Source organism: Nonomuraea sp. NPDC004702 (assembly GCF_053601695.1).
In genome coordinates, this window is record NZ_JBSGCE010000178.1 from 1 (window position 1) to 2,971 (window position 2,971).

A 2,971-nucleotide genomic window follows, 5' to 3' on the forward strand; every position below is an offset into this window, starting at 1 on the left:
GCCGAGGTCGGCCGCGATGGCCCGGACCGCCTCGGGCACCCGGATGGTAGACCGCCGACGCCTCGTAGCCGGGCACGTCGGGCAGGTTGGGCCGCCGGACGAGGTGCGGGGCCGCCGGACGAGGTGCGGGTCAAGGTCAGATGAGGCCGCCGGCCGTCGTCAAGTCAGGCATGCCGCCGTTCTTGCGCTGCAGGGTGCCGGGCTTCTCCTCCCCGTTGCTGACGTACTCGAGGTCGCTGGGCCCGAATTTGGCATTCGGGCGGCCCTTGTCGATGACCTGGGTCATCATGGCGCACATGCCGTTCACCGTGGCCAGGATGCCCGCGAGCATGGCGGCGGACTTGACGTTCTTGCCGACGATGCCCCTGAGGATCTGGGCGAGCGAGATCAGGATGCCGTTGATCTGCCCCCGCATCACCACCGCGACGAAGATGGGGACGATGAAGGTCAGCCATTTCGCGGCGGCGAGGGCCGTCGTGATCGCGGCCACCAGACAGGCGACGTAGACGGCATAGTGGTAGAGCGTGGCGATCGTGTCCATGCCGCTGGAGACGTTCTGGAAGTAGGTCGACGCCACCTTCACCTGCTGGGCGAAGTCGTCCGCGGACTTCTTGAACACCTCCCAGGCCGGCCCCGTCCAGTACTCCTTGCTGGCGACCTCCTCGGCGAGCTTGACGATCGCGCCGCTGATGGCCTCGAAGTCCAACCCGTCCTTGCCGTCGACGGGCGCCAACCACTCAATGGCCGCCTTCGCCACGGCGCCGGGGTTGGACACGAGGGCGCCTACCATGATCGCGACGTTCCTGGCCAGCGGGTACTCGAAGAGCACCGCGGCGTTCGCGGTCGCCACGCCGGCCGCGGCGAGGATCAGCCAGCGGTCTTCTTCGTATGGCATGTCGTCTTCCTTCTCACTCGCCGAGGACCGGCGGCGCGATGTCCATGTCGTCGAGCCAGTCGTTCTCGTCGCCGCGCACGTACTCCGGCTTCTCCCGCTCGCGGTTCTGCTCGTTGCCGGCCGCGCCGCCCGACATGGGCATGAACGGCATGCCCGACATGCCGGCCGCGCCGGCGCCGCGCAGGCCGCCCGCGGCCGCTCCCGCGCCCGTGGTGGTCCCGCCGGGGCCCGACGAGCCGCCGTAGCCGCCCGAGGTGGGGAAATCGATGGGACGGCCGGTCAGGTTGCCGGTGCTGGGAATGGCGGAGTTCAGGGCGTTGGGGTCCAGACCGGACAGCTTGGTTTGGGAGGGGTCCGGGAGCGTGCTCTTGAGGTCCGGGACGTCGGTGTTGTGGTTGAGCTGATCCTCGATGGACGGCGTCTTGGGCAGGTTCGCGTTGATGGCGTTCGGGTCGGGCAGGTTGCTGTCGGGGAGCTTGTTGTCCGGGAGCTTGTTGTCCGGCAGCTTGTCGTCAGGAAGCTTGTCGTCCGGAAACTTGTCGTTCGGCAGCTTGTCGTCAGGAAGCTTGTCGTCCGGCAGCTTGTTGTCGGGGAGCTTGTTGTCCAGGAGCTTGTCGTCCGGGAGCTTGTTGTCGGGCATGTTCATCGGCGGCAGGCCGCCACCACCGCCGCCGCCCAGCTTGGACGGATCGATGCCGCCGCCGGGGGGAGGGCCGTCGCCGTACTCCTTGATCAGGCCGTCGTTGTCCTTGTCGACCTTCTCGTAGTTCTTCTCCAGCTGCTCCAGCGCCGTCTTGTAGTCCTTCAGGACGGACCTGGCCATGGCGACCGCGTCGCCGGCGCCGTTCTTGATCTGCTCGTGGGCGTAGGAGAGGCCGAGGCCGACGATGCCGAACCCGGGGGATTCGATGTTGATCCCCTTCGTGTTCGTCTCGATCTTGCCCATGCCCGGTTCCTGGTCGGCGATGTCGCTGCCCAGTTTGCTGATCTTCTTGTCGGTGAACCGGATCGTGGCCCCGCCGAGGCCCGCCGGGGATAGTCCCAGGCTGGCGGCGGAGTTCTCCCCTGCGCCCATCTGACCCTCCCTGTCCGAAAACTGCGTTTTGCACAGTCCTGGCTACGATATCGACAAATATCAACTTTTAGCGTGAACACTTTGCGAATGATCTAGACTGGCCGTTGATCAGGATGGCAGCCTTTCCCACATGCGGATCAAGACCCTGATTGTGGGCGTGTGTGGCATCGCCGCGCTGCCCCTCACCGGCACGAGCGCGGCCGGCGCCAGCGCCGCCGTCGTCCACCAGCTTCCGTTCCCGTGCGGCGAGACCTGGACCGGCGACAGCAACGACAGCAGCGCGCACACCGGCGGCTACGAGATCGACTTCAACGGCTCGTACGGCGACGGCAACGCCGACATGGGCCGTACCGTGGTGGCCTCGGCGGCCGGCAAGGTCATCATGTCGGAATACCGGACCGCCGACGGCTTCGGCAACGTGGTCAAGATCCGGCACTCCGACGGCAGCGTCTCGCTGTACGCCCACATGAAGAAGCGCACGGTCTCCCTGGGCGCGAACGTCGCGCAGGGCCAGCAGGTCGGCCAGGTGGGCAACACCTCGGCCAAGTACAAGGGCATCATCGCCCACCTGCACTACGAGCAGCGCACGTCGTCGGGCAAGATCGTGGCGGCCAAGTTCAACGGCACCACGTTCGGCTACAGCCACCAGACGCTGAAGTCGAACAACTGCCAGGGCGGCGGCGGGACGCCCGCGCCCGCCGACCCGGGCAAGCCCAGCACCGGCGGCGGCGGCAACCCGTACTCGGCCGAGCAGGTCTGCGGTGCGGGCTACAAGCAGATCGACTCCGCGCCGCTCGGCAACCAGGGCCGGGTCGTCCTGCTGTATTCGGCCTCCACCGGCCAGAACTGCGTCACCACGCTGCGCAACAGCGGCTCGGGCAAGGCGGCCGTGCGGGCCTACCTGGAGGATGCTGATCGGGCCGTGCCGGTACTCCATCGCCGGGTACGCCTCCGTCCACGACCGGGACGCCTCGCGCATCTTGAGCGCGGCCTCCTGGGCC

Annotated in this window: 3 protein-coding genes; 1 reads left to right on the forward strand and 2 read right to left on the reverse strand. The window is 67.5% G+C overall.

Going from position 1 to position 2,971, the window contains the following annotated elements:
* Positions 1 to 136: 136 nt before the first annotated feature.
* Both ACWEJ6_RS54530 and ACWEJ6_RS54535 read right to left on the reverse strand, forming a co-directional pair.
* Positions 137 to 895 (reverse strand): hypothetical protein, encoded by a 759-nt coding sequence (locus ACWEJ6_RS54530; RefSeq protein ID WP_452433646.1) that lies wholly within the window; start codon positions 893 to 895, stop codon positions 137 to 139.
* 13 nt (positions 896 to 908) lie between these two features.
* Positions 909 to 1,970, reverse strand: a complete 1,062-nt coding sequence (locus tag ACWEJ6_RS54535; protein WP_387668971.1) for a hypothetical protein — start codon at positions 1,968 to 1,970, stop codon at positions 909 to 911.
* A gap of 130 nt (positions 1,971 to 2,100) precedes the next feature.
* On the opposite strand from ACWEJ6_RS54535, the gene ACWEJ6_RS54540 reads away from it, so the two are divergent.
* Positions 2,101 to 2,971, forward strand: an 871-nt coding sequence (locus ACWEJ6_RS54540; RefSeq protein WP_452433648.1) for a M23 family metallopeptidase, incomplete at its 3' end; no start/stop codon positions are given.